24 protein-coding genes are annotated in these 25,395 nt (G+C 73.0%); 9 read left to right on the top strand and 15 right to left on the bottom strand.

Annotated features, from left to right (window positions below):
- The first annotated feature begins 46 nt into the window (after positions 1–46).
- On the top strand, positions 47–1,303 hold the full coding sequence (locus GFH29_RS00430) for an arginine deiminase (protein WP_153321547.1): 1,257 nt from the start codon (positions 47–49) through the stop codon (positions 1,301–1,303).
- 162 nt (positions 1,304–1,465) lie between these two features.
- Here GFH29_RS00430 and GFH29_RS00425 read toward each other — a convergent pair whose 3' ends face one another.
- The 3 genes from GFH29_RS00425 to GFH29_RS00415 are packed head-to-tail and all read right to left on the bottom strand — an operon-like array spanning position 1,466 to position 4,407.
- On the bottom strand, positions 1,466–2,398 hold the full coding sequence (locus GFH29_RS00425) for a DUF5926 family protein (protein ID WP_153321546.1): 933 nt from the start codon (positions 2,396–2,398) through the stop codon (positions 1,466–1,468).
- Between the two features lie 11 nt (positions 2,399–2,409).
- On the bottom strand, positions 2,410–3,189 hold the full coding sequence (locus tag GFH29_RS00420; protein WP_153321545.1) for a glycerophosphodiester phosphodiesterase: 780 nt from the start codon (positions 3,187–3,189) through the stop codon (positions 2,410–2,412).
- A gap of 24 nt (positions 3,190–3,213) precedes the next feature.
- A complete protein-coding gene (locus tag GFH29_RS00415; RefSeq protein ID WP_153321544.1) occupies positions 3,214–4,407 on the bottom strand; it encodes an ATP-binding protein in 1,194 nt (397 codons plus the stop codon).
- Between the two features lie 179 nt (positions 4,408–4,586).
- On the opposite strand from GFH29_RS00415, the gene GFH29_RS00410 reads away from it, so the two are divergent.
- Complete coding sequence (locus GFH29_RS00410; RefSeq protein ID WP_153321543.1) at positions 4,587–5,453, top strand: Fpg/Nei family DNA glycosylase; 867 nt, start codon at positions 4,587–4,589, stop codon at positions 5,451–5,453.
- On the opposite strand, the gene GFH29_RS00405 is transcribed toward GFH29_RS00410, so the two are convergent.
- Positions 5,446–6,126 (bottom strand): DUF4396 domain-containing protein, encoded by a 681-nt coding sequence (locus GFH29_RS00405; RefSeq protein WP_228387668.1) that lies wholly within the window; start codon positions 6,124–6,126, stop codon positions 5,446–5,448. The genes GFH29_RS00410 and GFH29_RS00405 overlap by 8 nt on opposite strands.
- Positions 6,127–6,274: 148 nt before the next feature.
- On the opposite strand from GFH29_RS00405, the gene GFH29_RS00400 reads away from it, so the two are divergent.
- Complete coding sequence (locus GFH29_RS00400; RefSeq protein ID WP_323368673.1) at positions 6,275–6,604, top strand: rhodanese-like domain-containing protein; 330 nt, start codon at positions 6,275–6,277, stop codon at positions 6,602–6,604.
- A 192-nt stretch (positions 6,605–6,796) separates the two neighbouring features.
- Here the strand turns inward: GFH29_RS00400 and GFH29_RS00395 are convergent, their stop codons facing one another.
- The 3 genes from GFH29_RS00395 to aat all read right to left on the bottom strand — a co-directional run bounded on the left by GFH29_RS00395 (position 6,797) and on the right by aat (position 9,138).
- On the bottom strand, positions 6,797–7,009 hold the full coding sequence (locus GFH29_RS00395) for a hypothetical protein (protein ID WP_153321541.1): 213 nt from the start codon (positions 7,007–7,009) through the stop codon (positions 6,797–6,799).
- A 120-nt stretch (positions 7,010–7,129) separates the two neighbouring features.
- A complete protein-coding gene (locus GFH29_RS00390) occupies positions 7,130–7,528 on the bottom strand; it encodes a hypothetical protein (protein WP_153321540.1) in 399 nt (132 codons plus the stop codon).
- Positions 7,529–8,451: 923 nt separating this feature from the next.
- Positions 8,452–9,138 (bottom strand): leucyl/phenylalanyl-tRNA--protein transferase, encoded by a 687-nt coding sequence (gene aat, locus GFH29_RS00385; RefSeq protein WP_228387667.1) that lies wholly within the window; start codon positions 9,136–9,138, stop codon positions 8,452–8,454.
- Positions 9,139–9,193: 55 nt separating this feature from the next.
- On the opposite strand from aat, the gene GFH29_RS00380 reads away from it, so the two are divergent.
- Positions 9,194–9,895 (top strand): EcsC family protein, encoded by a 702-nt coding sequence (locus GFH29_RS00380; RefSeq protein ID WP_153321538.1) that lies wholly within the window; start codon positions 9,194–9,196, stop codon positions 9,893–9,895.
- A gap of 158 nt (positions 9,896–10,053) precedes the next feature.
- On the opposite strand, the gene GFH29_RS00375 is transcribed toward GFH29_RS00380, so the two are convergent.
- The 4 genes from GFH29_RS00375 to GFH29_RS00360 are packed head-to-tail and all read right to left on the bottom strand — an operon-like array spanning position 10,054 to position 15,652.
- Positions 10,054–11,163, bottom strand: a complete 1,110-nt coding sequence (locus tag GFH29_RS00375; RefSeq protein WP_153321537.1) for a hypothetical protein — start codon at positions 11,161–11,163, stop codon at positions 10,054–10,056.
- Positions 11,160–12,107, bottom strand: a complete 948-nt coding sequence (locus GFH29_RS00370; RefSeq protein ID WP_153321536.1) for a hydroxymethylglutaryl-CoA lyase — start codon at positions 12,105–12,107, stop codon at positions 11,160–11,162. The genes GFH29_RS00375 and GFH29_RS00370 overlap by 4 nt, the downstream gene beginning before the upstream one ends.
- 7 nt (positions 12,108–12,114) lie before the next feature.
- A complete protein-coding gene (locus GFH29_RS00365; RefSeq protein ID WP_153321535.1) occupies positions 12,115–14,064 on the bottom strand; it encodes an acetyl/propionyl/methylcrotonyl-CoA carboxylase subunit alpha in 1,950 nt (649 codons plus the stop codon).
- 4 nt (positions 14,065–14,068) lie between these two features.
- A complete protein-coding gene (locus GFH29_RS00360; RefSeq protein ID WP_153321534.1) occupies positions 14,069–15,652 on the bottom strand; it encodes a carboxyl transferase domain-containing protein in 1,584 nt (527 codons plus the stop codon).
- A gap of 73 nt (positions 15,653–15,725) precedes the next feature.
- Between GFH29_RS00360 and GFH29_RS00355 the strand changes: the two genes are divergently transcribed.
- Complete coding sequence (locus GFH29_RS00355; RefSeq protein WP_153321533.1) at positions 15,726–16,676, top strand: MBL fold metallo-hydrolase; 951 nt, start codon at positions 15,726–15,728, stop codon at positions 16,674–16,676.
- A gap of 12 nt (positions 16,677–16,688) precedes the next feature.
- Here the strand turns inward: GFH29_RS00355 and GFH29_RS00350 are convergent, their stop codons facing one another.
- The gene (locus tag GFH29_RS00350; protein WP_153337627.1) at positions 16,689–17,189 is read right to left on the bottom strand and encodes a DUF1648 domain-containing protein; all 501 of its coding nucleotides are present in this window, start codon (positions 17,187–17,189) and stop codon (positions 16,689–16,691) included.
- Positions 17,190–17,388: 199 nt separating this feature from the next.
- Between GFH29_RS00350 and GFH29_RS00345 the strand changes: the two genes are divergently transcribed.
- From GFH29_RS00345 to GFH29_RS00335, 3 genes are all read left to right on the top strand, one after another.
- On the top strand, positions 17,389–18,675 hold the full coding sequence (locus tag GFH29_RS00345; RefSeq protein ID WP_153321531.1) for an O-acetylhomoserine aminocarboxypropyltransferase/cysteine synthase family protein: 1,287 nt from the start codon (positions 17,389–17,391) through the stop codon (positions 18,673–18,675).
- Positions 18,672–19,781 (top strand): homoserine O-acetyltransferase MetX, encoded by a 1,110-nt coding sequence (gene metX / locus GFH29_RS00340; RefSeq protein WP_153321530.1) that lies wholly within the window; start codon positions 18,672–18,674, stop codon positions 19,779–19,781. Before GFH29_RS00345 ends, metX begins: the two co-directional genes overlap by 4 nt.
- 80 nt (positions 19,782–19,861) lie before the next feature.
- Positions 19,862–20,428 (top strand): TetR/AcrR family transcriptional regulator, encoded by a 567-nt coding sequence (locus tag GFH29_RS00335; RefSeq protein WP_153321529.1) that lies wholly within the window; start codon positions 19,862–19,864, stop codon positions 20,426–20,428.
- On the opposite strand, the gene GFH29_RS00330 is transcribed toward GFH29_RS00335, so the two are convergent.
- The 3 genes from GFH29_RS00330 to GFH29_RS00320 form a co-directional block, all read right to left on the bottom strand.
- Positions 20,409–20,975 carry a hypothetical protein gene (locus tag GFH29_RS00330; protein WP_153321528.1) on the bottom strand — a complete coding sequence of 189 codons (567 nt, stop codon included), beginning with the start codon at positions 20,973–20,975 and terminating at the stop codon, positions 20,409–20,411. The genes GFH29_RS00335 and GFH29_RS00330 overlap by 20 nt on opposite strands.
- A 248-nt stretch (positions 20,976–21,223) precedes the next feature.
- Positions 21,224–21,928: an SWIM zinc finger family protein gene (locus GFH29_RS00325; protein ID WP_153321527.1), complete on the bottom strand. Its 705-nt coding sequence runs from the start codon at positions 21,926–21,928 to the stop codon at positions 21,224–21,226.
- Positions 21,925–24,816, bottom strand: coding sequence for a DEAD/DEAH box helicase (locus GFH29_RS00320; RefSeq protein ID WP_228387666.1), 2,892 nt, complete (start codon positions 24,814–24,816; stop codon positions 21,925–21,927). The genes GFH29_RS00325 and GFH29_RS00320 overlap by 4 nt, the downstream gene beginning before the upstream one ends.
- Before the next feature lie 79 nt (positions 24,817–24,895).
- Between GFH29_RS00320 and GFH29_RS00315 the strand changes: the two genes are divergently transcribed.
- Complete coding sequence (locus tag GFH29_RS00315; RefSeq protein WP_153321525.1) at positions 24,896–25,384, top strand: glutathione peroxidase; 489 nt, start codon at positions 24,896–24,898, stop codon at positions 25,382–25,384.
- Positions 25,385–25,395 lie beyond the last annotated feature (11 nt).

The following is a 25,395-nucleotide window of genomic DNA, read 5'->3' as shown; positions in this document are numbered from 1 at the left end:
CGCCGAGCGCCCCGGCCGCGACCACCCCGCTGGCTAGGGTCGGCGCATGGCAGCGACCGCGCACCCCGAGGACCCCGCACCCCGCGCGCCCCACGGCGCCGACAGCGAGGTCGGGCGGCTGCGCACGGTCGTGCTGCACCGCCCCGGCCCCGAGCTCCAGCGCCTCACGCCGCGCAACAACGACCGGCTGCTCTTCGACGGCATCCCGTGGGTGGCCCGCGCGCAGGAGGAGCACGACGCCTTCGCCGAGGCGCTACGCACGCGCGGCGTCGAGGTCCTGCACCTCACCACGCTGCTGACCGAGGCGCTCGCCACCGAGGAGGCCCGCCACCGCGCGATCACCACGGCCCTCGACGGGCGGCACCTGGGCGACACCCTGCGCGCCCACCTCGCGGCGTACCTGCGCGACGCCTCACCCGAGGAGCTCACCGCCCATCTCACCGCCGGCATCCGCAACGACGAGGTCCGTGGCGGGTTCGGTCTGGTCACCAGCCTGCTCGCCCACGACGACTTCCTCATCGACCCGCTGCCCAACCTGCTGTTCACCCGCGACTCCAGCGTGTGGGTGCGCGACCGGGTGGCGGTGACCTCCCTGGCGATGCCGGCCCGGGCGCGGGAGACCCAGCTCACCGAGCTCGTCTACACCCACCACCCGCGCTTCGCGGGCACCCCGACGGTGCACGGCTGGCAGCACGAGCACGTCGAGGGCGGTGACGTGCTGCTGCTCGCGCCCGGCGTGATCGCCGTCGGCGTCGGGGAGCGTACGACGCCGGCCGGCGCCGAGCGGTTCGCCCGTCAGGTCTTCCACGCCGGGCTGGCCACCACCGTGCTCGCGGTGCCGATCGCCCAAGAACGGGCCACGATGCACCTCGACACCGTCTGCACGATGGTCGACGTCGACAAGATCGTGATGTACCCCGCCATCGCCGACTCGCTGCGCGCCCACGCGGTGACGCTGGCGGAGCCCGCCGAGCACGAGGCGGACCTGGTGCTGCACGTCGCGCCGGCGGAGCCGTTCATGGTCGCCGCGGCGAAGGCGATGGGGATCGACACCCTCTACCGCATCGACACCGGCCTGGACCCGGTCACTGCCGAGCGCGAGCAGTGGGACGACGGCAACAACACCCTCGCGATCGCACCCCGCGTCGCGGTCGCCTACGAGCGCAACGTCGAGACCAACGACCGCCTCGAGGCGGCCGGCATCGAGGTGGTCCGGATCGCCGGCTCCGAGCTGGGCTCCGGTCGCGGCGGGCCGCGCTGCATGAGCTGTCCGGTCGCCCGCGACCCGCTCCCGGCCGGCTGAGCCGCGACTGACCGGGGCGCTACGCCCCTGGACGTGGAAGGACCCGACCGGTGCTGACGGGGGGCAGACCGGCCGGGTCGTCTTCTACGTTACTTACCCGTACACACGGGAGCAAGATGAGCAGTCAACTACCTGGGGTGACGTCGACTACCCCGTCGTCGACTACCGGATGGTGACCTGGCGGTTGGCCAGGCCCGAGCGGGCGGCCCGCTGCTCGGTGGTCAGCTCGGAGGTGTCGGCGAGCGCCTCGTCGAGGGCGGCGCGGAACTCGGCGGCCGGGTCCTCCAGCGCCTCGGCGCCGGTGCCGACCTCGAGGTCCCACACCGGGGCGAGCAGGCCGTGGGCGCGGAACATGCCGACCAGGCGCGAGCCGGGCACGAGCACGTCGCGGCCGGCGGCGTGCAGGCGGGCGAGGGCGTCGAGCAGCTGGTCCTCGGGCTCGGGCATCACCCAGCGCAGGTGCTCCTTGGGCCCGACGTTGGTCCAGTACGCCGCCTCGACCGACGCCAGGCGCAGCGTCGGGTTCACCGACTCGTTGGCCTGCTGCAGCGCGGCCTCCATGCCGGAGGTGTCCTCGACGTCGGAGACCCAGTAGTCGAAGCCCTCGTGGACGGTGACCTCGAGGGTGTCGTTGGAGATCAGGTCCTGCAGGCGCGGGCCGGGGCCGGGGTCGGAGGTGAGGCCGACGATGCCGGGCTCGGCGTCGAGCGCGGCGAGCAGCACGGCGCCCAGGTCGCGCGAGGGGTCGCCGAAGGAGTGCTGGACCTGCAGGCCCAGCCAGATCTCGCCGCTGTCGCGGACCATCGCGGGCGCCGCCATCGGCAGCAGCGTGCACAGCCGGACCGGGCGGTCGGAGTCCTTGAGGGTCAGCGGGGCGGTCGCGGCGGGGACCAGCTCGCGCAGCGCGACCAGGTCGCACTCGCCGGGCAGGCCCTCGAAGGGGCGGGCCACGAACGGGGCAGCGGCGCCGCCGGCCGCGCCGTGGCACGCCTTGTAGCGCTTGCCCGAGCCACAGGGGCAGGGCTGCCGGGGGCCGACCTCGCCCTCGGCGAGCGGAGCAGCGTCACGGGCCTTGGTGCGGGACTTCTTCGCCATGGGGACTGAACCTACCGGTCCAGCAGCTCGCGCAGGTACGCCGGGCGGTCGGTGATGACCGCCTCGACGCCGAGCTCGCGGCACAGCTCGAGCTCCGCGAGGGTGTTGACGGTCCACACGTTGAGCGAGTGCCCGGCGCGCACGATGCGCGGGCCGAGGCGCGGGTGCGCGGCGAGCTCCTCGACACCGGGGCCCAGGATCCAGTCGCGTCCGATCACCCGGCGCAGCACCGGCCACTGCTCGGCGTACTCGAACAGCATCACCAGCGGCACCTCCGGCACCAGCCGCTCCAGGCGCTGCAGGGCGGTCCAGGAGAAGCTCATCACCCGCACCGGGCTGCCCGCGCGCTCCCAGCCGAAGTCACGCAGCAGTTCCGCGACCCGACGCTCGACCAGCCCGCCGTACCGCGTGGGGTGCTTGGTCTCCACCGCGAGCTCGACGCGGCGGTCGTAGTCGGCGGCCACCTCGAAGAGCTTGCGCAGGGTCAGCACCCGGCCCATCTCCTCGTCGACCTCGGGCGCCTCGTCGTCGAGGTCGCCCCAGGGGTTCTTCCACGAGGAGAAGTCCAGCTCGGAGAGCTCGGCCAGCTCCATCGTGGAGACCAGCCCGCGGTGCCGCGCCGTACGACGGGTGTTGCGGTCGTGCACGCACACCAGGTGCCCGTCGGCGGTCAGCCGGACGTCGCACTCCAGGCCGTCGGCGCCGGCGTCGAGGGCGGCGACGTACGCCGCGAGGGTGTGCTCGGCCTGCTCGTGGCTCGCGCCCCGGTGGGCGACGACCTGGGGACGCATGAGGTCCATCGTGCCGTGCCGGGCTCAGGCCTGCTCACGGAGGTAGCGACCGAAGTGCGGGACGGTGAACGCGATCCGGCCCCGCTCCCCGGAGTAGATCAGCCCCTTCTTGAGCAGCGCGTCGCGTGCCGGGGAGAGCGACTGCGGCCGCTTGCCGAGGACCGAGGCGACGTCGGCGGTGGCCACCGAGCCCACCACGTCGGCGTCCTCGCCGGCCGCGTCGGCCATCGCGCGCAGGTAGTCGCGCTCGCCGGGCGTGGCGCGCTCGTAGCGGGAGCCGAAGAAGCCGACCGCCAGCTCGCGCTCGGCCTCGGGCGCGGCGACCGCGACGTCCTCGGCGGTGATCGGGCTGCGCGGGGCGTGGTCCCAGACCGCCTTGCCGTAGGCCTGGATGAAGTAGGGGTAGCCGCCGGTGGCGGCGTACATCGCCTCGAGCGCGCCCTCGGTGTAGACCGCGTCCTCCTCCATCGCCGGTGAGCTGAGCGCGCGGTCGGCCTCCTCGCGGGCCAGGCGGTCGATGCGCTGGTAGGAGAAGAGCCGCTCGGAGTAGGACTTGCTGGCCGAGAGCACCGCCGGCAGGTGCGGCAGCCCGGCGCCGACGACGATCACCGGCAGCCCGGACTGGCTGAGCTCGTGGCACGCCGCGCACAACGCGGAGACGTCGTCGGGTCCGAGGTCCTGCATCTCGTCGATGAAGACCGCGATCCCGCGGCCGGTGTCGCCGGCCAGCCCGCCGAGATCGGTGAAGAGCTCGACGAGGTCGATCTCGATGTCGCCGGAGTCGGCGCGCCCGCGCGCCGGGGGTACGTCGATGCCGGGGCTCCACTGCTCGCGCAGCTTGGCGCCCGGCCCGGCCTCGCGCTGGGCGAAGGCGCGCAGCACGCCGAGCACGTGGTCGGACTCCTCGCTCACCGGGTGGCCGAGCTCGCGCACCGCCTGGTGCAGCGCCGAGGACAGCGGGCGGCGCAGGCCCTGGTCGGGGCGAGCCTCGAGCTTGCCGGTCCCCCAGCCCTTGCGGACCGCCTGGGAGCGCAGCGCGTTAAGCAGCACGGTCTTGCCGACCCCGCGCAGCCCGGTCAGCACCAGCGAGCGCTCCGGGCGCCCCCGCGCGACCCGCTCCAGCACGACGTCGAAGGCGCGCACCTGGTCGTCGCGACCGGCCAGCTCGGGCGGGCGCTGGCCGGCGCCGGGGGCGTACGGGTTCCTGATCGGGTCCACGATCCGACGGTATCGGGGTGTCTAGGCGCAGTCCTAGATTGGCGTAGCGAGTCGGAGCGGCGTGTTCCTGCGGGGGTCTTGGCGGCGGGGTGCCGCGGGGCCCGCGGCCAGCTGTAACGCGGGGTGTCGCGCCCCGCAGGCACAACCCCGCTCCCCCGCCCGCCACCTACACTCGCGGTGTGCCCGAGCTGCCGGAGGTGGAGGCGCTGGCCCTGGACCTGCGGGGCCGGCTGGCCGGGCGCGCCATCGCGAAGGTCCACGTCGCCGCGTTCAGCGCGCTGAAGACCTTCGACCCGCCGCTCTCCGCACTCGAGGGCACGCTCGTCGACGACGTCACCCGGCACGGCAAGTTCCTCGACATCGACGCCTCCGGACTGCACGTCGTGCTCCACCTGGCCCGCGCCGGGTGGGTGCGCTGGCGTGAGGAGGTGCCGGCGCTGCCGCCCAAGGCCAGCAACAAGTCGCCGCTGGCGGTCCGCATCGTGCTCGACGACGACACCGGCCTCGACGTCACCGAGGCCGGCACCCGCAAGAGCCTGGCGCTGTACGTCGTGCGCGACCCCGCCGACGTACCCGGCATCGCCTCGCTGGGCCCGGACCCGCTCACCGACGAGTTCACCCTCGAGGCGCTCGGGGAGATCCTGCAGCGCGAGGGGCGCAAGCAGGTCAAGGGCGTGCTGCGCCACCAGGGCACGATCGCCGGCATCGGCAACGCCTACTCCGATGAGATCCTGCACGCCGCACGGATGTCGCCGTACAAGCCGGCCAACAGCCTCGACGACGACGAGCTCGCCACGCTGTACGCCGCGGTGCGCGACACCATCGGCGCCGCGGTCGAGCGCTCCCGAGGACTGGCCGCGAGCGAGCTGAAGGGCGAGAAGAAGAGCAACCTCGCTGTCCACGGCCGCACCGGCAAGCCCTGCCCGGTGTGCGGCGACACGGTGCGCGAGGTCTCCTTCGCCGACTCCTCGCTGCAGTACTGCCCCACCTGCCAGACCGGCGGCAAGCCGCTCGCCGACCGGCGGATGTCGAAGCTGCTCAAGTAGTCACGGACGCGGCCCCCGCATGCCCGCCGCCGCCCGACCCGCCGCCTGACCCGCCATCGGGCTCGTCACCCAGCTCCGCGGCGGCGGAGACCAGCAGCCCGCCCAGCATGAACGCCACGATCACGGCGGCGAGCGCGCCGGACGGCAGCACGGGGATCAACCGGCGCGCGCCACTCGGCGCCTCGGCGCCGTGGAAGCCGTGGGTGAGGGCGTGCCCCTTCCCGCGCTCGAGCAGGAACACGTTGACCGGGTAGGCGGCCAGGAAGGCGACGCCGAGGGCGAGCATCATCGCCAGCCAGAAGACGCTGTTGACCAGGCCCGCGTCCATCGCGCCGGGCACCAGCGCCATCACCGCGTTGTCGACGACCTCCATGGTCGCGATCGAGAGCGTGTCCGCGGCGAGAACGACGGCGAGCGCCGCGCCGACGCCCAGGCCGGCGCGCAGCAGCGGCAGCGTGGAGAGCATGTAGCCGAACAGGAACGCCAGCGCGACCGCGAGCACCAGCGTCCAGCCGTTGCCCAGGCCGAGCGCGGTGCCGATCACCAGACCGGTGATCTCACCGATCGCGCAGCCGGTCAGACAGTGCAGGGTGGCGCTCAGCGCCATCGCCCGCGACCCGCCACCGGGGTGCTCGTGAGCCGGGGACTGTGTGTGATGCGCCGGGTGTGTCATGAGCGTTCGCCTCCGCCGTCGGGACCCTCCTGCTCCCGGTGGAACAATACCCCCAGGGGGTATGTTCCCCGTCTGCCGAGTTGCGCCTCCCCCGACACCCCGGATCATGGACACAGCGAACTCCCCCGCCCCACGAGAGAAGGCCCCCGTGATCCCCACCGTCTCCATCGACGGCGTACCGAACCCGCTCCCCGAGGGCCTCGCGGTCCTCGACGTCCGCGAGGACGTGGAGTGGCAGCACGGCCACATCGAGGGCGCCGTGCACATCCCGCTCATGGACCTGCCGTCCCGCCTCGACGAGGTGCCGGACGGCCAGGTGCTCGTCGTCTGCCGGGTCGGCGGCCGCTCCAGCCAGGCGGTCGGGTGGCTGGTCCAGCAGGGCCGCGACGTGGTCAACCTCGACGGCGGCATGTACGCCTGGGCCGACGCCGGGCGCCCGATGGTCAGCGAGACCGGCCAGGCTCCGCAGGTGGTCTGAGCGCGCTCTTGGCCCCCGCGCCCTACTGCACCCTGTCGTCGAACGCCGTGGGCAGCGGCACCTCCAGCGCCGGTCCGAGGTCGGGCTGACCACGGCCCAGCCGAGCACGCCCCCGTCTCGATCGAGGCCCACCAGCCCGGCGCGAGTAGTTCGGCGCGGTCGCTGCTCCCACGGCGGGGCGAGATCACCTTCTCAACGACGCCACCTGAGCTTGAGCCAGCTCACGACGTTGAGCAGAAGGAATACCAAAACGAACACGCACAGCGGATAGACCACGAAAGCGACAATCACCTCGTCTGCGTGCACGTCAAGACTGGGCAGCGCCTTTCCGTCCGCCTCATCATCGGACAGAAGACTTATGAGAAAGCCCGACACAACCACGACGACCGCGATGGCAGCGGACACCCAGGCATTACGCCTCCACGAGATTTCATCCACGACTCGACTCCGATCTTCCTCTACACCCAGAATCAGTTGATCCACAGGACGCTCAACTACGCCACCCCGCCCGCACCCACCCGCACGCTACTCAGAAACTGCGGCGTCATACCGATCGAGCATTTCGGCGAGAGCGCCGGCGAGTTCGGCGTGCGCGGGGTATTGGCGGGCAAGCTGGTAGACATCTCGGATTCGGGAAGCGTCGTTCTTGCCTTGCAGCTGGAAGTTCCTCGCAGCCGCAAGGTCGACCCGCTCGGGGAATGTGCTGAAGTTCTGCAGCTCGCCGAGCACCTGCAGAGTCGCCATCGTGCGTATGCACTTCGAGCATCGACCACAGTTGAGCTCGTCGAACTGCTTGTAACAGACGCGCAGGTACTTCTGCACCAAGGGATCGCGAGCGATCATCTGGGTCTTCTTCACCCGGCTGCACTCGCCCCCGTCGTACACGACCTGCAGCCGACGGGTGGACCAGCGGTGATCCAGCATCGGGTGCGATCCCCAAGGAGTTGCCGCGTCATAGCTGTGGGTAGACGGAACTAGGACAGTCCGGATGATCGGGGAGAAGAGGGTCCCCAAGGACGCCAGAGCGGCCCCATGCCCCTCGTAGCCCCAGCTGACGTCGGCACGCCCCAGAACTCTCCGGAGGTTGGTCTCAGCAGTGAGTAGCTGCACGTTCTCCTGTGCAGCCACCTGCTCGAGGAGTGCCGCCACTTCGGCTTCGAACTCTGTGTGCCCTTGCGGCACGTCCAACCCGAAGCCGTAGATCAGCGCACCGACTCGCCCACGGTTCTTGACCAGCGTGTGAAAGGAGTCGACCCCCCCCCCGTGAAGCACGCACCAACAGCACGGGGATCCCGAAGACCGAGTCCCCTGATCGGAGTGCCTCGCGGGGCCTTGATCTCGACTTTGCTCATTCGCTCGGGGAACCAGGTAGACATGATGTCTTGAGCCACGTCCAGGTCCTCGCGGCGAGCGTTCGAGATGGGGTCACGCAGTCGCAGCGTGAGGTTGTGACGCATCGCCATCACAAGTGCAGGGCTCACCCAGAGATCGCCGACGTTCTCTGTGACGAAAGGCACGCTGGGGTCAGTCTCGAAGTACGCCTCTACCTTGGTGTCGCCCCATGAAAGACGCGCACTAGTCCGGTGTCGCCCGGCGTCCGTGACCACGTGCTTGGTGCGGCCCACCCGAAACTCGCCCATAGCGGCGGACGGTACCTGAGCGTGTCCGCAACCCTTAACTTGGGTAGTTCGGGGCCGTGGCACTGAAAAGGACCGTCCGATGACGCCATTGCTGGGAATCGCTTGATCCGGGGCTCGCCCGCCGCACTTACGCAAACGTGGATGGACCGCGCCAACGCCGATTGTGGAGGCGGTGGTGCCGGCCAGGCAGGTGGTCCGAGCGCGGTCTTAGGACCGCTCGCCGTCGTCGAACGCTGCGGGCAGCGGCACCTCCAGCGTCGCGGCGAGCCGCGAGAGGTACGCCGCGCGCGGGACCTCTACCACGCCGAGGGAGGCGAGGTGCGGGGTCTGCCACTGCACGTCGAGCACCCGCTCGTCGGCGTGCTCGTCGCGCAGCAGGTCGACCAGGCCGACCAGCGCCACCTTGGAGGCGTCGCGCTCGCGGTGGAACATCGACTCCCCGGCGAACAGCCCGCCGATCGCCACGCCGTACAGCCCACCGACCAGGCGGCCCTCGCGCCAGGTCTCGACCGAGTGCGCCCAGCCCAGCTCGTGCAGCCGGGTGTACGCCGCCCGGATCCGCCGGTCGATCCAGGCGCCCGGGCGGCTCGGGTCGGCGCACGCCGCCAGCACCTCGGCGAACGCCGTGTCGACGCGGATCTCCAGGTCGCGCACCGAGCGGCGCAGGGACCGCGACACCTTCAGCCCGTCGAGCGGGAGCACGCCGCGCTGCACCGGGCTGAACCAGTACATCGGGTCGCGCCGCGAGCCCGGCATCGGGAACAGCCCGCGCCGGTACGCCGCCAGCAGCGTGCCCGCGTCGAGGTCGGCACCGACCCCGACCAGGTCGTCGTCGGGGTCGAACCGCTCGGGGTCCGGGAAGGTCCACGCGGTGGGGGGCGGTTCGACGGGCACGCAGCGACGGTACTGCTCACCGCCGTCTTCGTAGGATCGCGGGCATGGGTGCGACATGGGGATGAAGAAGTCGATGGCGATGACGCTGGGCCGCCAGCTCGGCCCCCGCGCGCTCAGCGCCGCACCGGGGCTGACCGCGTCGTTCGTGCGCGAGGCGCTGCAGCGGGCGATCCAGGGCGCCGGCCCGCTGCCGGGCGCCGCGCGCGCGGCGCAGACCGCCCTCGAGGGGAAGGACGGCGACGTCGAGAAGGCGGTCCGCTCGGTGATCGACGACCACGTCCGCTACGCCGGCGCGCAGGGCTTCCTGACCAACGTGGGCGGCCTGGTGACCGCCGCGGTCGCGATCCCCGCCAACGTCGCCGGCCTGGCGCTCGTGCAGTGCCGGATGATCGCGGTCATCGCCCACCTGCGCGGCCACGACCTCGAGGACCCGCGGGTACGCAACGCGGTGATCACCTGCCTGATCGGCGGCGAGGAGGTCGACAAGCTGGTCGGCCAGCGCAAGCTGCCCGCACCGCCGATGGCACTGGCGACCGCGCCCGTGCACGACCCGGACCTCGACCGGGTGATCGCCGCCGAGGTCGCCGCCGCCATCATCACCGGCATCGCCGGCAAGCGACTGGCCACCACCGTCGGGCGCCGGGTCCCGGTCGTCGGCGGCCTGGTCGGTCTCAGCGCCGACGGCTACGCCACCTGGCGCGTGGGGCGGTACGCCGCGAGCGAGCTGCTGGCCCGCCGGGGCGGCTCCCGCAGCTGACCGCGTCGCGCTCTGTCGCGGCTGGCTGGTGCGCATAACTGCGCAATTGCGCCGAAAAGCACCCGATTCCGCCCCAAACCGGTACTTTTCCGCGCAATTGCGCGGAAAAACACCGGAGCGACCCAGGCCCGCGGCCCAGACCCCGCGCCCAGACCGCCTCAGTCGCGCAGCTTCTCCGCCTGCAGCTTGATCCGGCCCGGCAGCCGCCGGGACGGATCGGTACGGCGTACCGCCTCCTCGGTGAGCACCAGCACCGCCTCCAGGGCGGCGTCGAGCTCCTCGCGGTAGCGCGGCTTGTCGGGGTTGCGCCAGCGCGCGCCCTCCGCGGGCCGCACCGGGCGCAGGTCCTCGACGTCGCCGATCACGTCGACGCCGCTGGCCTCGATCCACTCGATCCAGCGCTCGCTGGCCTGCTCGACCCAGTCGAAGTGCTGCGGGCCCAGACGCACCGGCTGGGACTCGCGGTGCACGAAGTTGTCCTGCGCGACCAGCTCGCGCACCAGCCGGTCGTGGTCGTACTCGCGACGGGTCGCGATACCCATGCGCTTGTTGATGCGGCGCAGCACCTGGGTCTCGGCGATGCCGAGGGACTCGTTGCGCTGCTCGGGGTCGCGCGGCGCCCAGGACGGGTTGATCCCGAAGGCCCGGCAGTAGCGGCCCCAGAGGTCGTCGCCGGGCGCGAGGACGGCGTCGCGCTGCGGCACGGTCACGACGTGCACCTGCTCGGGTGGCAGCCCCGCCGACCAGCTGTTGAGCACCGCAGGCAGGTCAAAGGCCTGCGCGAAGAACGGACGACCCTCGCGATAGTTCTTCAGGAACCGCCCGAAGCGCCACGCGTGTCCCTGCTTGATGCTCTCCTGCCAGGCCGCCGGCAGCTGCCGGGCCAGGTCGCGTGCGGAGTAGACGATGTGGATCTCCGCGCCGCCGGCGCCCAGCTCGCGCTTGGCCTTGGCGATCTTGTCGGCGCTGGCCGGCGCGAGGATCTCGTGACTGATCACCACGGAGCCGCTGTGGCGGCGCACCCGCTGCACCAGCGCGTCCCAGTTGCCAGAGGCGTGTCCGGGCGGTCCGCCCCAGTCCTGCTCCAGCAGGTCGAGGGCGGCGCGGAAGTGGAAGATGTCCGGGCGCACGAACGGGCCTCGGCCGGGGACGTAGACGCCATGACCCGCCAGCGAGCGCGCATTGGCCCCGAGCCGCCGCTGGAGGTAGGTCGTCCCCGTCTTCGGTGCGCCGATGTGCAGGTAGACGCGGCGTTTCGGGGAGCTCACGCAGATGATTGTGCCAGTGCCCGTACGACGGCCGACGGGCTCGGTCGGCCCAGGTGCGCAGCCATCCAGGTGCTGGTCGCGACGAGGGCCTCGAGGTCCACCCCGTGCTCGATCCCGAGCCCGTCCAGCAGCCACACCAGGTCCTCGGTGGCGAGGTTGCCGGTGGCGCTGTGCGCGTAGGGGCAGCCGCCCAGTCCGCCGGCGCTGGCGTCCAGCGTGGTGACCCCCGCGCGCAGCGCCGCGTGGGCGTTGGCGAGGGCCTGTCCGTAGGTGTCGTGGAAGTGCATCGCGAGCCGCTCGACCGGTAGGCCGGCCGCGCCGAACGCCTCCACCAGCGCGGTGACGTGGGCGGCGGTGCCGACGCCGATGGTGTCGCCGATGCTGAGCCGGTCGGCGCCGAGCTCGAGCAGCCGGCGTCCCACGGTGACGACCTGCTCGATCGGCACCGGCCCCTCCCAGGGGTCGCCGAAGCACATCGAGACGTAGCCGCGGACCTCCAGGCCGGCGTCCTTCGCGCGGCGTACGGTCGGCGCGAACATCGCCAGCTGACCCTCCAGCGAGCGGTTGAGGTTGCGCTGGGCGAAGGTCTCGGTGGCCGAGCCGAAGATCGCGACGTGGCGACAGCCCAGCTCCAGCGCCCGGTCCAGGCCGCGCTCGTTGGGCACCAGCACCGGCAGGTCGCGGGCGGGCTCGCCGAGCTCGGCGGCGAGCGCGGTCAACAGGTCGGCGGCGTCGGCCAGCTGCGGCACCCAGCGCGGGTGCACGAAGCTGGTCGCCTCGACGACGGGCAGACCCGCGGCGAGCAGGCGGCGGCAGAACTCCGCCTTGACCTCGGTCGGCACGAGCGCGGACTCGTTCTGCAGCCCGTCGCGCGGGCCGACCTCCCAGATCGTCACCCGCTCGGGCAGCGCGGGATCGCGCACGGTCATCGGCAGGCTCGTCATGGGTGTGTCACTCCTGTCCCGCTGGTTCCACGTGGAACAACGCTGTCCCGAGCGGGACCTGCGCGCCGGCGACCGCGTCGACCGCGGCAAGGGTGCCGGCGAACGGCGCGCGCAGGGTCAGCTCCATCTTCATCGCCTCCATCATGCCCAGTGCCTGGCCCTCGGCGACCTCGTCGCCGATCGCGACGCTCACCTCGAGCACGGTGCCGGGCATCGGGGCGAGGACGGTGCCGTCGCCGACGACCGGCCCGTGGTCGGCGAGGACGTCGGGACGGCGGAACACGAAGCGCTGGCCGAGGTGGACGACCTCGGCGAGGTGCGGCTGCACGTCGACCACCGCACGGTGCCGGCGCCCGTCGATGCTGAGCACCAGGACGTGGTCGGCGGCCGAGTGCTGCTGGACGGGTACGCGGTCGACGGTGCCGCGGGCCCGGTCCACGAGCACCGGGCGGTCCAGCTCGATCCGCACCGGGGCGGGCTCGCCGGCCGAACGCCAGCCGTCGGCCCGGAACGGGTCGGCCAGCCCATCCGCGTCCGCCTCGCCGGCGATCAGCATCGCGGCCACCCAGGCCGCCATCACCCGGGGCAGGTCGGGCGAGGGCGCGGGGACCTCGGCGGTGTCCAGCCAGGCGGTGTCGATGGTCGCGTCGCGGAACTCCTCGCTCGCGACCAGGGCATGCAGGAAGCCGGTGTTGGTGGTGAGCCCCAGGACCGCCGTGCCGGCCAGGGCGTCGAGGAGCGCGAGGCGGGCCGACTCGCGGTCCGGCCCGTGCACGATCACCTTGCCGAGCATCGGGTCGTACGCCGTGGAGACCACCTGCCCGCTCTCCAGCGCGTGGTGCACCCGGACGGTCGTGGCCTCCGCGGAGGTCTCCGCCTCCGGCGGGCCGGGCCAGCGCACGATCGAGGCGGTGCCGGCCTGCGGCAGGAAGCCGCCGAACGCGTCCTCGGCGTACACCCGGGCCTCGATGGCGTGGCCGTGGATGCCCATCACGAACTGGTCCTGGGTGTAGTCCAGCTCCTCCCCGGACGCGACCCGCAGCTGCATTGCGACCAGGTCGATCCCGGTGACCGCCTCGGTGACCGGGTGCTCGACCTGGAGCCGGGTGTTCATCTCCAGGAAGTAGAACTCGCCGGTGTCGGCGTCGAGGAGGAACTCCACGGTGCCGGCGCCGACGTAGCCGACCTGGCGGGCCAGCTCGACGGCCGCCGTGGTCAGCCGGTGCCGCAGGAACGGGTCGACGGTCGGCCCGGGGGCCTCCTCCAGCACCTTCTGGTGCCGGCGCTGGGTGGAGCAGTCGCGCTCGAAGAGGTGGAGCACGTTCCCGTGCGCGTCGGCGAGGACCTGCACCTCCAGGTGCCGGCCGTGCTCGACGTACCGCTCCACCAGCAGGGTGTCGTCGCCGAACGCCGCCAGCGCCTCGCGCTTCGCGGCGGCCACCGCGGCGTCGTACTCCTCGGGGGTGCGGACGATCCGCATGCCCTTGCCGCCGCCGCCCGAGGCGGCCTTGACCAGGACCGGGTAACCGCCGGGGCTGCCCGGCTCGCCCTGGGGGACGACCGGGACGCCCGCGGCGAGCGCGACCTCGCGGGCGGCGTCCTTGCGGCCCATCAGGTCGATGACCTCTGCGCTCGGGCCGACCAGGCGGATCCCGGCGGCGTCGAGGGCGCGGGCCAGCTCGGCGCGCTCGGAGAGGAAGCCGTAGCCGGGGTGCACGGCGTCGGCGCCGCTGACCCGAGCCGCGCTCACGACCGCGTCGACGTCGAGGTAGCTGCTCACCCGGACCGCGTCGGTGGCCGCGCGCACGTGCGGCGCCTCGACGTCGAGGTCGGTGAAGATCGCGACGGTGCGGATCCCGAGGGCGCGCGCGGTGCGCATGACGCGCAGCGCGATCTCGCCGCGGTTGGCGATAAGCAGGGTGCGGATCGGCGCGGCTCGGCGGGTCAAGGTCCTCATCTGCTCACATCCGGAAGATGCCGTAGGAGGGCGCCGGGACCGGGGCGTGCGCGGTCGTCGCCAGGGCGAGGCCGAGCACCCGGCGGGTGTCGGCGGGGTCGATGATGCCGTCGTCCCAGAGCCGGGCGGTGGAGTAGTACGCCGAGCCCTGCTCGTCGTACTGCTCGCGGATCGGGGCCTTGAACGCCTCCTCGGCCTCGACCGGCCACTCCTCCCCGCGGGCCTCCAGGCCGTCGCGGCGCACGGTGGCCAGCACCGAGGCGGCCTGCTCGCCGCCCATCACCGAGATCCGGGCGTTGGGCCACATCCACAAGAAGCGCGGGTCGTAGGCGCGCCCGGCCATGCCGTAGTTGCCGGCGCCGAAGGAGCCCCCGATGACGACGGTGAGCTTGGGGACCACGCTGCACGCGACGGCGGTGACCAGCTTGGCGCCGTCGCGGGCGATCCCGCGGTTCTCGTACTCGCGCCCGACCATGAAGCCGGAGATGTTCTGCAGGAAGACCAGCGGGATGCCGCGCTGGTTGCACAGCTCGACGAAGTGCGCGCCCTTGAGCGCGGACTCGCTGAACAGCACGCCGTTGTTGGCGATGATCCCGACCGGGTGGCCCCACACGTGCGCGAACGCGCAGACCAGGGTCTCGCCGTAGAGCTGCTTGAACTCCGAGAACCGGCTGCCGTCCACCACCCGGCGGATCACCTCGCGCACGTCGTACGGCGTGCGCGGGTCGGTCGGCACCACGTCGTACAGCGTCGTGGGGTCCTCGGCGGGCTCCTCGACCGGGCGCACCTCCCACGGCGTGGTGGCCGGGGCCGGGAAGGTCTCCGCGATCCCGCGCAGGATCGCGAGCGCGTGGGCGTCGTCCTCGGCGAGGTGGTCGACCACCCCGGAGGTGCGGGCGTGCACCTCTCCCCCGCCGAGCTCCTCGGCGGTGACGACCTCGCCGGTCGCTGCCTTCACCAGCGGCGGTCCGCCGAGGAAGATCGTGCCCTGGTTGCGCACGATGACGGTCTCGTCGCTCATGGCCGGCACGTAGGCGCCGCCCGCGGTGCACGAGCCCATCACCGCGGCGACCTGCGGGATGCCGCGCGCCGAGAGCTGGGCCTGGTGGAAGAAGATCCGCCCGAAGTGCTCGCGGTCGGGGAAGACCTCGTCCTGCATCGGCAGGAACGCGCCGCCGGAGTCGACGAGGTAGAGGCACGGCAGGTTGTTCTCGAGCGCGATCGTCTGCGCGCGCAGGTGCTTCTTGACCGTGAGCGGGTAGTAGGTGCCGCCCTTCACCGTCGCGTCGTTGGCGACCACCAGGCAGGTGCGTCCCGACACCCGGCCGATCCCCGCGACCACGCCGGCCGAGGGCACCGCGTGCTCCTCACCCTCCGCGCCGTACATGCCGTACGCCGCGAGCGGGGCGATCTCCAGGAACGGGCTGCCCGGGTCGAGCAGCCGGTCCACCCGCTCGCGCACCAGCAGCTTGCCGCGCGCGGTGTGCTTGTCGCGGGCCGCCTGGGACCCGCCGCGCCGGGCGGTCGCGAGCCGCTCGCGCAGCTGGTCGGTGAGCGCCCGCAGGTCGGGCCGTGCGTCGTCGGTCACCCCGCGAGGTTAGCGAACGTTAACCTCGCGGTCGACCCCCACTCCTCCGCGAGTCGGCGTACGGTCCTCGACCATGCGACTGAAGCCCGGACGCCCCGACCTGCAGCGGTACGCCGCGCGCTTCGACGTCCCGCCCGCGGGCGGCGCGTCAGGCGAGCCGGGCGGGTGGCCGGTGGTGACCTTCGCGGGGGTGTCCACGCTGCTGATCGACGACGGGGAGACCGCGCTGCTGACCGACGGCTACTTCAGCCGGCCCGGGCTGCTGCGTGTCGGGGTGGGGCGGGTGGCGCCGGACCCCCGGCGCATCGACGCCGCCCTGGCCCGGCTCGGGGTGGACCGGCTCGCGGTGGTCGCGCCCGTCCACACCCACATCGACCACGCCCTCGACTCCGCGGTCGTCGCGCAGCGCACCGGAGCGGTCCTGGCCGGCGGCGCGAGCGCGGCGTACGTCGGGCTCGGCGGCGGCCTGCCGCAGGACCGGCTGCACCGGGTGACGCCGGGCCGGCCGCACGGCTGGGGCGCCTTCACGCTGACCTGGGTGGAGTCCGCGCACTGCCCGCCGGACCGCTTCCCCGGGGCGATCACCGCGCCGGTCGTGCCGCCGGTGCGGGCGACGGCGTACCGCTGCGGCGAGGCGTGGTCGCTCCTGGTGGCCCACGCGAGTGGTCGCACCGCACTGGTGCAGGGCAGCGCCGGGTTCGTCCCGGGCGCGCTGGCCGGTCACCGCGCCGAGGTCGCCTACCTCGGCGTGGGCCAGCTGGGCGTGCAGCCGGAGCGCTACCTCGAGGACTACTGGACCGAGACGGTCCGCGCGGTCGGCGCGCGCCGCGTGGTGCTGACCCACTGGGACGACTTCTTCCGCTCCCTGGGGCACCCGCTGCGCGCCCTGCCGTACGCCGGGGACGACCTCGACGTGACGATGGCCGCGCTCGGCCGGCTGGCCGCCGAGGACGGGGTCGCCCTGCACCTCCCGACGGCCTTCCGGCGCGAGGACCCCTGGGCCGGACTCCCCGGCGGCAGCTGACCGGGCCTCAGCTCACATGCGCTCGACCGGGCGGTAGCGGACCACGCTCACCCAGATCGCCCAGAGCACCACCCCGACGACGCAGGCGCCGACGGCCACCATGAACGGCCAGCCCAGGCTCGGGTCGTCGCTGCGGGCGGTCGCCACCGTCACGCCCAGCACCCCCACCAGGAACGCCATCGTCACGGCGCCCAGGCCGTACATGTCCGTGCGCAGCCGGCGCCGCGCCTCCGCCTCGCGCTCGGGGGTGGCGAGCCACCACTCCTTGTGCGGGAGGTTCACGATCCCGGAGCGCAGCGGCAGCCGACCCATCAGCGCGGCCGAGCCGCCCAGGAGCAGCGCCAACCCCGCGCCGATCAGCCCGAAGGTGAGCACCGCCTCGGTCCGCGAGCCCCATCGGTCGGGCTCCCCCGAGCCGGTGAAGTGCAGCGGCACCCGCTCGGGCAGCACGGCGGCGGCGACCCCTATCGACGCGGCATAGAGGACGGTGGTCAGCAGGAAGGCTCGTCGCACCGCCCCAGCCTTTCCCCTCCACGCCCTCCCTCGCCGCGCAATCTCAGGCGCCGGGACGAGCGCACCGGTGCAGACCGCTCACCCAGCGGAACCCCTAAAGTCCACCATTTTGCTCTACTTTAGGCTGGTGCCGGACCGAGGTGCGCACGGGTGCCCCACCGGCACCGGAGCCCCCTCCCACAGTCGACCAGGAGCTGCCATGACCTACCGCCCCGAGACTCTCGCCGTCCATGCAGGCCAGGAGGTCGCCGACCCGACGACCAACGCCCGGGCCGTGCCGATCTACCAGACCACGTCGTACGTCTTCAACGACACCGAGCACGCCGCGAACCTGTTCTCGCTGGCCGAGCCGGGCAACATCTACACCCGCATCATGAACCCGACCCAGTCGGTGTTCGAGGAGCGGATGGCGCAGCTCGAGGGCGGCGTGGGGGCGCTCGCGACGGCGTCCGGCTCCGCGGCGATCACCTACGCCGTGCTGAACCTGACCTACACCGGCGACAACATCGTTGCGCTCTCCACGCTCTACGGCGGCACCTACGCGCTGTTCGCGCACACGCTCCCGCAGTTCGGCATCGAGGTCCGCTTCGTCGACCCCGAGAAGCCCGAGGAGCTCGCCGCCGCCGTCGATGAGAAGACCAAGCTGGTCTTCGCCGAGACCGTCGGCAACCCCAAGATCAACGTCGTCGACGTCCGCGCCTGGGCCGACGCCGCCCACGCCCAGGGCCTGCCGCTGATCGTGGACAACACCGCCCCCACGCCGTACCTCTCCCGGGTCTTCGACCTCGGCGCGGACGTCGCGGTGCACTCCGCCACCAAGTACATCGGCGGCCACGGCACCTCGATCGGCGGCGTCATCGTCGACGCCGGCAGCTTCGACTGGGCCGCGCACGCCGAGCGCTTCCCCGGCCTGACCCAGCCCGACGGGGCCTACCACGGCGTCGTGTGGACCGAGGCGGTCGGCAACCTGGCCTACATCATCCGGGCGCGCACGGTGCTGCTGCGCAACACCGGCGCCGCCTCGACGCCGATGAACAACTGGCTCTTCCTCCAGGGCCTGGAGACCCTCCACCTGCGCATGGAGCGCCACAGCTCCAACGCGCTCACCGTCGCGCAGTACCTCAGCGACCACGACGCGGTCTCCTGGGTCTCCTACCCCGGCCTGGCGGACTCGCCGTACAAGGAGGTCGCGGACCGCACCTTCACCGGCAAGGGGTACGGCGGCCTGCTCAGCTTCGGGCTGAAGTCCGGGCGCGAGGGCGGCACCCGCTTCATCGAGGCGCTGGGGCTCTTCAGCCACCTGGCCAACATCGGTGACGCCAAGTCGCTGGCGATCCACAACGCGACGACCACCCACAGCCAGCTCACCCCCGAGGAGCTCCAGGCCGCCGGCGTGCCCGAGGACATGGTCCGCCTGTCCATCGGCATCGAGAACGTCGAGGACCTGATCGCCGACCTCGAGCAGGCGCTGGCCGCCAGCAAGTGACCGGATCGCTCGGCTACGTCGAGCAGCAGCGGGTCGTCCTCGCCACCGAGGACGACCCGCTGCACCTGCGCGGCGGTGGCCGCCTCGACGAGGTCGAGGTCGCCTTCGAGACCTACGGCCGGTTGTCCCCCGCCCGGGACAACGCGGTGATGGTCTGCCATGCCCTCACCGGCGACGCGCACGCCGCCGGGCTGCACCTCGGTGCCAAGAAGCGCGGCTGGTGGGACAACCTGATCGGCCCGGGCAAGGCCGTCGACACCGACCGCTTCTTCGTGGTCTCGGCCAACCTGCTCGGCGGCTGCTCGGGCACGACCGGCCCGCTCTCGCGCAACCCGGCCACCGGCACGCCGTACTTCTTGGACTTCCCGCTGCTGCACATGAGCGACCTGGTCGCGGTGCACCGCCGGTTGCTCGCGCACCTCGAGATCGAGCAGCTGTACGCCGCGGTCGGCGGCTCGCTGGGCGGCATGCAGGTGCTCCAGTGGGCCATCGACGCCCCGGAGCAGATCGACCGCGCGGTGGTGGTGGCGGCGTCCTCGCGGCTGACGCCGGAGAACATCGCGTTCTCCTCGGTGGCGCGCGAGGCGATCATGAACGACCCGGAGTTCCACGACGGCCGCTACATCGAGCACGGCACCGTCCCGCGGCTGGGCCAGAAGGTCGCGCGGATGATGGCCCACATCACCTACGTCTCCAACGCCTCGCTGGAGACGAAGTTCGGGCACCGCCGCGAGAGCACCGGCGACGACTGGCGCCTGGGCCCCGACTTCGCCGTCGAGCGCTACCTGCAGCACCAGGGCGAGACGTTCCTGGACCGCTTCGACGCGCTGTCCTACCTCTATCTCACCCGGCTGCTGGACTACTTCGACCCGTTCGCCGACCCGTGGACCGAGGAGCGGCTGCGCGCCACCCGGACCCGCTTCCAGGTGACCAGCTTCGACTCCGACTGGCGCTTCGACACCGCCCAGTCCCGCGCGCTCGCGGCCGGGCTGGAGCGCTGCGGCGTCAAGGTCGACCTGGCCGAGCTCTCCTCGCCGTTCGGGCACGACTCGTTCCTGCTGGAGCCGCCCGGCTACCACGAGCGGATCGCGGCGTTCCTGGAGTGAGGCTCCTCCGCCTCGCCCGCCTCGCCCGCCTCGACTGAGCCGGCCGCGGCGGGCGGCGGCGCGGGCGTTACCGTGCGGGGATGAGCAGCACCCCGACGCGCCGCGAGCAGATCCTCGCCACCGCCGCGGAGCTGTTCGCCGCCCGCGGCTTCCACGGCGTACCGGTCACCGACCTGGGCAAGGCCTGCGGCATCTCGGGTCCGGCGCTCTACAAGCACTTCGCCTCCAAGGACGCGATGCTCGCCGAGATGCTGGTCTCGATCAGCGAGGAGCTGCTCACGGTCGGGCGCGACCTGGTGGCCGCGGCGAGCGACGCCGACGACGCGCTGGTGCGCCTGGTGGACTGGCACGCCGACTTCGCGCTGCGCCACCGCGCGCTGATCGTCGTGCAGGACCGCGACTGGTCCTCGCTGCCCCCCGACGCCCGGGAGCAGGTCCGCTCGCTGCAGCGCGCGTACGTCGACCTGTGGGCCGCGCAGCTGCGCAACCTTCACCCCGGGCTCGACCTGGACCGGGCCCGGGCGACCGCGCACGCCACGTTCGGCCTGCTGAACTCCACCCCGCACAGCGGGCTGCTGCCCGACGAGGCGATGCACGAGCTGCTGACCTCGATGGCGCTGGCGGCGCTCAGGAACCCATCCGGTTGAGCCGGACGCAGTCCTTCTCCCCCTGCCCGAGCCGAGCCCAGATCGGGCACTGCACCCAGGTCAGGCCGACCTGGGAGGAAGCGGTGTCGCCGTCCACGGCGTACTCGAGATCCAGGCCGGTCACCTCGATCGGCTCGTCCGCATCGGGGAATCCGAGAACCATCCAGGCATAGCTCTCCTGGTCGCCGCACTCCCCGATCGGACCGCTGGCGCCGGCCGCCGCCTCGAAGCCGGTGGGCAGGCGGCCCCGGTGACCGCTGAGGGTCTGCGCGGGCGCCAGCGGTGCCCACGCGATGCGCGCGTCGAAGTCCTCCACGAGGTCCTCGCTCACTCCGCGCGGTCTCACCGCCTCGACGGTGACCTCCGCCTCGCCGTCCTCGAGGCACAGGTGGGTGCCGAACCAGCTCGTACGCCCGTCCGACACCATCGTCCCCCCGAACCCGCCGGCGCTCAGCACCGGCGGGTCGAGCAGCCCACAGCCCGCGAGCAACGGGATCGCCAGCAGCGGCGCCGTCAACGCCAGGGCACGGGGCCGGGTCCGAGACATGACGCGCACGCTAGCGCCGAGTCGGCGCGTGTGGTTGCCCGAGTCGGCGCGCGTGGTTGCCCGAGTCGGCGCGCGTGGTTGCCCGAGTCGGCGCGCGTGGTTGCCCGAGTCGGCGCGCGTGGTTGCCCGAGTCGGCGCTAATGGCGGCGCGAGTCAGCCATCTCGGCGCACCATTGGCGCCGAGTCGGCGCACCATGGGGGCCGACTGGGCACGCCATTGGCGCCGACTCGGCGAAAAGGGGGGTGGGTCAGAGGAGGTGCTCGATGCCGTGGGTGGGGTCCTGCTCGAGGATCTCCAGGACCCGGCGGGCGCGCTCGACAGCGTCGATGCCCGCGTCGAGGTCGTGCTCGGCGGGGTCGTGCTCAGCGGCGGACGGCTCGGGCTCGGTGCCGGTGCTGAGCGCGTGCAGCCGGGCGAGCAGGCCGTCGCGGGGCAGGCCGCGCAGGTGCAGCAACACGAACGGGTCCTCGTCGAGCAGCTGACCCAACTGGAGCAGCACCCCCAGGGCGTGCGGGCACGGGTCGGTCCACGCCGCGCAGGTGCAGGTGGCGCCCAGCTCCCCGCCGTACGGCAACAGCTCGACGCCGGCCTCCTCGGCGTGCTCGACCAGCGCGTGCGGGAGGTCGCCGGCCAGCAGCGCGGCGACCCGGCCGGACTCCGCGGCGACGGTCTCCACGAACGCCTCGGCGCCCGCGCGGTCGAGCACCGGCACCGCGCCCACCACTGTCCAGGCCTCGCCCTCGTCCTCGACCGCGGCCAGGAACCCGCCGGACTCCACGGTGATCCGCCCGACCCGCCCCGAGCGCGCCACGGCCCGGCCGGCGACCAGGTCCTCGGGGGTGTACGCCGCTTCCTCGACCGCGCGCAGCCACGCCCGCGCCCACCAGCTGCGCGACCGCAGGCCGCCGCGGCGGGCGGGCAGCCGGCGGTGGGTGACGGCGCCGTCGCTCACGGGTCGCGCCGCAGCGTCACGAAGTCGCGCAGCTCGGCGTCGGTGAGCTCGGTGAGCGCGGCCTCGCCGTTGCCGAGCACCGAATCGGCCAGCGACTTCTTGCGCGCCAGCAGCTCGCCGATCCGCTCCTCGATGGTGCCGACGGTGACCATCCGGTGCACCTGCACCGGCTTGGTCTGCCCGATCCGATAGGCGCGGTCGGTCGCCTGGTCCTCCACCGCGGGGTTCCACCAGCGGTCCAGGTGCACCACGTGGTCGGCGCGGGTGAGGTTGAGCCCGGTGCCGCCGGCCTTCAGCGACAGCAGGAACACCGGCACCTCCCCGGCCTGGAACCGCTTCACCATCGCCTCGCGCTCGCGCACCGGGGTACCGCCGTGCAACAGCTGGTGGACCACGCCGGTGCGGGTCAGGTGGGCCTCGAGGAGGCGGGCCATCGCGACGTACTGGGTGAAGACCAGCACCGCGCCGTCCTCCGCCACCACCGTCTCGACCAGCTCGTCGAGCAGGTCGAGCTTTTCCGAGCGCCCGGCGAGGCGCACCGCCCCGGACTGCTTGAGGAAGTGCGCCGGGTGGTTGCAGATCTGCTTGAGCCCGGTGAGCAGCATCAGCACCAGGCCGCGGCGGGTGGCCTCGTCCTCCGCACGCTCCACGCGCTCGAGGGTGTCGCGCACGAAGGCCTCGTAGAGCACCACCTGCTCACGCGTCAGCGACAGCGGGTGGTCGGTCTCGGTCTTGGCGGGCAGCTCGGGGGCGATGCCGGGGTCGGACTTGCGCCGGCGCAGCAGGAACGGCTCGATCAGCTCGGCGAACCGGCGCGCCTTCGCCGGGTCGGTGCCCGACTCGATGCCCGCGGCCCAGGCCCGGCGGAACGCCAGCCGGCTGCCGAGCAGCCCGGGCGTCGTCCAGTCGAGGATCGACCAGAGCTCGGTGAGGTCGTTCTCGACAGGGGTGCCGGTGAGCGCCACCCGCGCGGTCGAGCCGATCGTGCGCAGCGCCCGCGCGGTGGAGGTGCGGGCGTTCTTGATGTGCTGGGCCTCGTCGGCGACCACCAGGTCCCACGGCACCGCCGCCAGCTCGGCTGCGGAGGTCCGCATCGTGCCGTACGTCGTGAGCACGAACCCGCCGTCGAGCCCGTCGAGGGTGCGGGCGCCCCCGTGGAAGCGCCGCACCGGCACCCCCGGCGCGAACCGGTGAATCTCGGCCTCCCAGTTGCCGAGCAGGCTCGCCGGGCAGACGACCAGCGTCGGGCCGCCGGACAGAGCACCGGACGGGCCGCCGGGGCCGCCGCGCTCCTCGGCGCGGTGCAGGTGCAGCGCGATCAGCGTGATCGTCTTGCCTAGTCCCATGTCGTCGGCCAGGCACGCACCCACGCCGAGCGAGCTGAGCTCGGCCAGCCAGGTGAGTCCCTGCAGCTGGTAGTCGCGCAGGGTGGCGTGCAGGCCCGCCGGCGGTGCGACCGGCTCGCGCCGCGGAGCCGTGCGCAGCCGCTCGCTGATGCCGACCAGGCTGGCGCCGACGATGACCGAGGCCTCCTCGACCTCGTCGTCGCCCGCGGGCAGGTGGACCACCCCGGTGAGGGCGGCGGCGATCGCCTCGCCCGCGCTCGCGCGCCGCAGCAGCCGGCGCCGGGCGCGGCGCGCGACCCCGGGGTCGACCACCGTCCAGTTCCCACGCAGCTTGAGGATCGGGGTGGCCGCGCGCGCCAGCTCGTCCATCTCCTCCTCGGTCAGCGGGTCGCCGTGCAGCGCGACCTGCCAGCTGAAGGTGAACGCGTCGTCCTTGCCGAACAGCCCGTCGTTGAGCAGGTCCTCCGGCCGCTCGTCCGCCCGAGGGCCGCCGCCCGCAGGTCGGGCGCGGTCGAGCACGGCGCGCGTGGTCAGGTCGCGCCCCAGGCTGCGCGGCCAGAGCACGTCGACACCGCGCTCGCGCAGTGCCGCGACGCCGTCCTCGAGCAGGCTGGTGATCTCGTCGGCGTCGAGGGTGATCTCGTCGGGGACCCGCAGCGTCAGGAACCGGTCGAGCACCGGCCACACCTCGGCGGCGGCGCGCAGCGCGATCATGGCGTGGGTGCGCGCCCGGTCGCCGAAGCCGTGCTCGGCCCCTGACTCCAGCCACAACAGCGCGGCGTCGCAGACGTGCAGCGGGTCGCGCTCGTCCTGCACCTGCAGCACCAACCGCACCGAGCCGCCGACCAGCTCCTCCTCGTCGGCCTCGACCCTCAGCGACAGCGTCACCAGCTGGGCCAGCTCACGCCGGTCGGGGGTCTGGGTGCGGTGGCGCGCGATTCGCGCCTGGAGCCGGGCCCGGAAGTCCTCGACCGGGAGGTCCTCACCGGCCGGCAGCGGTACGTCGTCGTCCGGCGCGGCAGCACCGGGAGCACCGGCCGCCGGAGCGGGCACCGGCACCGCCGGGCGCCGCGGCGTACGACGGGCCGCCGGCCGGGGCGGGGCGAGGCGGGTGCGCGCGGGAGCCTCGGGCGCGCTGCGCGGCATCGCGTCCACGACCGCCGCGAGCACCTCGCGCACCACCTCGGCGGCCGCCTCCTCGTCGAGGCCGTCGTGCGCGCGGGCCTGGGCCAGCAGCTCCACCCGGGCGAGGTCGGCCTCGTCGAGCGGCGCCGGGCGCCAGCTCGGCGGCACCGTGTCGGCGGGCTCGAAGCGCCCCGCGGCCACCAGCCGCATGCCCAGCAGCACCGCACCGGCGAGCAGTCCCACGCTGGGGTGGGCGTCGTCGCGCTGGTGGGCCCGGGTCAGCACCGGCAGCGCGGCGCGCATCGGCAGCTCGACGCTGCGACCGCGGCCGTCGTCCCCGGTGAAGACGACGACTCCCTCCCGGGGCGGCTCGGCGGCGCGGAAGGTCGCCGGGCCGGTGACGGGGACGAAGCTCACCGGAACGACGGTAGTCGGCGCGACCGACATCCGGGCGATCAGCGCCCCCAGCCTGGGGCGACCTCACTACTGTGAGCCCATGAGCATCCTCGACGCCCCGATCGCCCGCCTGGACGGCACGCCGACCACCCTCGGCGAGCTCACCGGCGGCCAGCCCGCGCTCCTGGTCAACGTCGCGAGCAAGTGCGGCCTCACCCCGCAGTACGCCGGCCTGGAGAAGCTCCACGAGGAGTACGCCGACCGCGGGTTCCAGGTCATCGGCCTGCCGTGCAACCAGTTCATGGGTCAGGAGCCCGGCTCGCCCGAGGAGATCGCGGAGTTCTGCTCGGCGACCTACGGCGTCACGTTCCCGATGACCGAGAAGATCGAGGTCAACGGCGAGGGCCGGCACCCGATCTACGCCGAGCTCACCACCACGCCCAACGAGCAGGGCGAGGCCGGCGACATCGCCTGGAACTTCGAGAAGTTCCTCATCGCCGCCGACGGCACCGTCGTGGCGCGCTTCTCCCCGCGGGTGGAGCCCGACGACGCCTCGCTGGTCGACGCTGTCCGCGCGCTGGTTTCCTGAAACCGGTTCTA

Origin of the sequence: Nocardioides sp. dk884 (genome assembly GCF_009557055.1) — a bacterium.
In the GTDB taxonomy this organism is placed as follows: Bacteria; Actinomycetota; Actinomycetes; order Propionibacteriales; family Nocardioidaceae; genus Nocardioides.
Note: the sequence above shows the minus strand (reverse complement) of the source record. Positions and strands in the feature narration are given on the sequence as shown.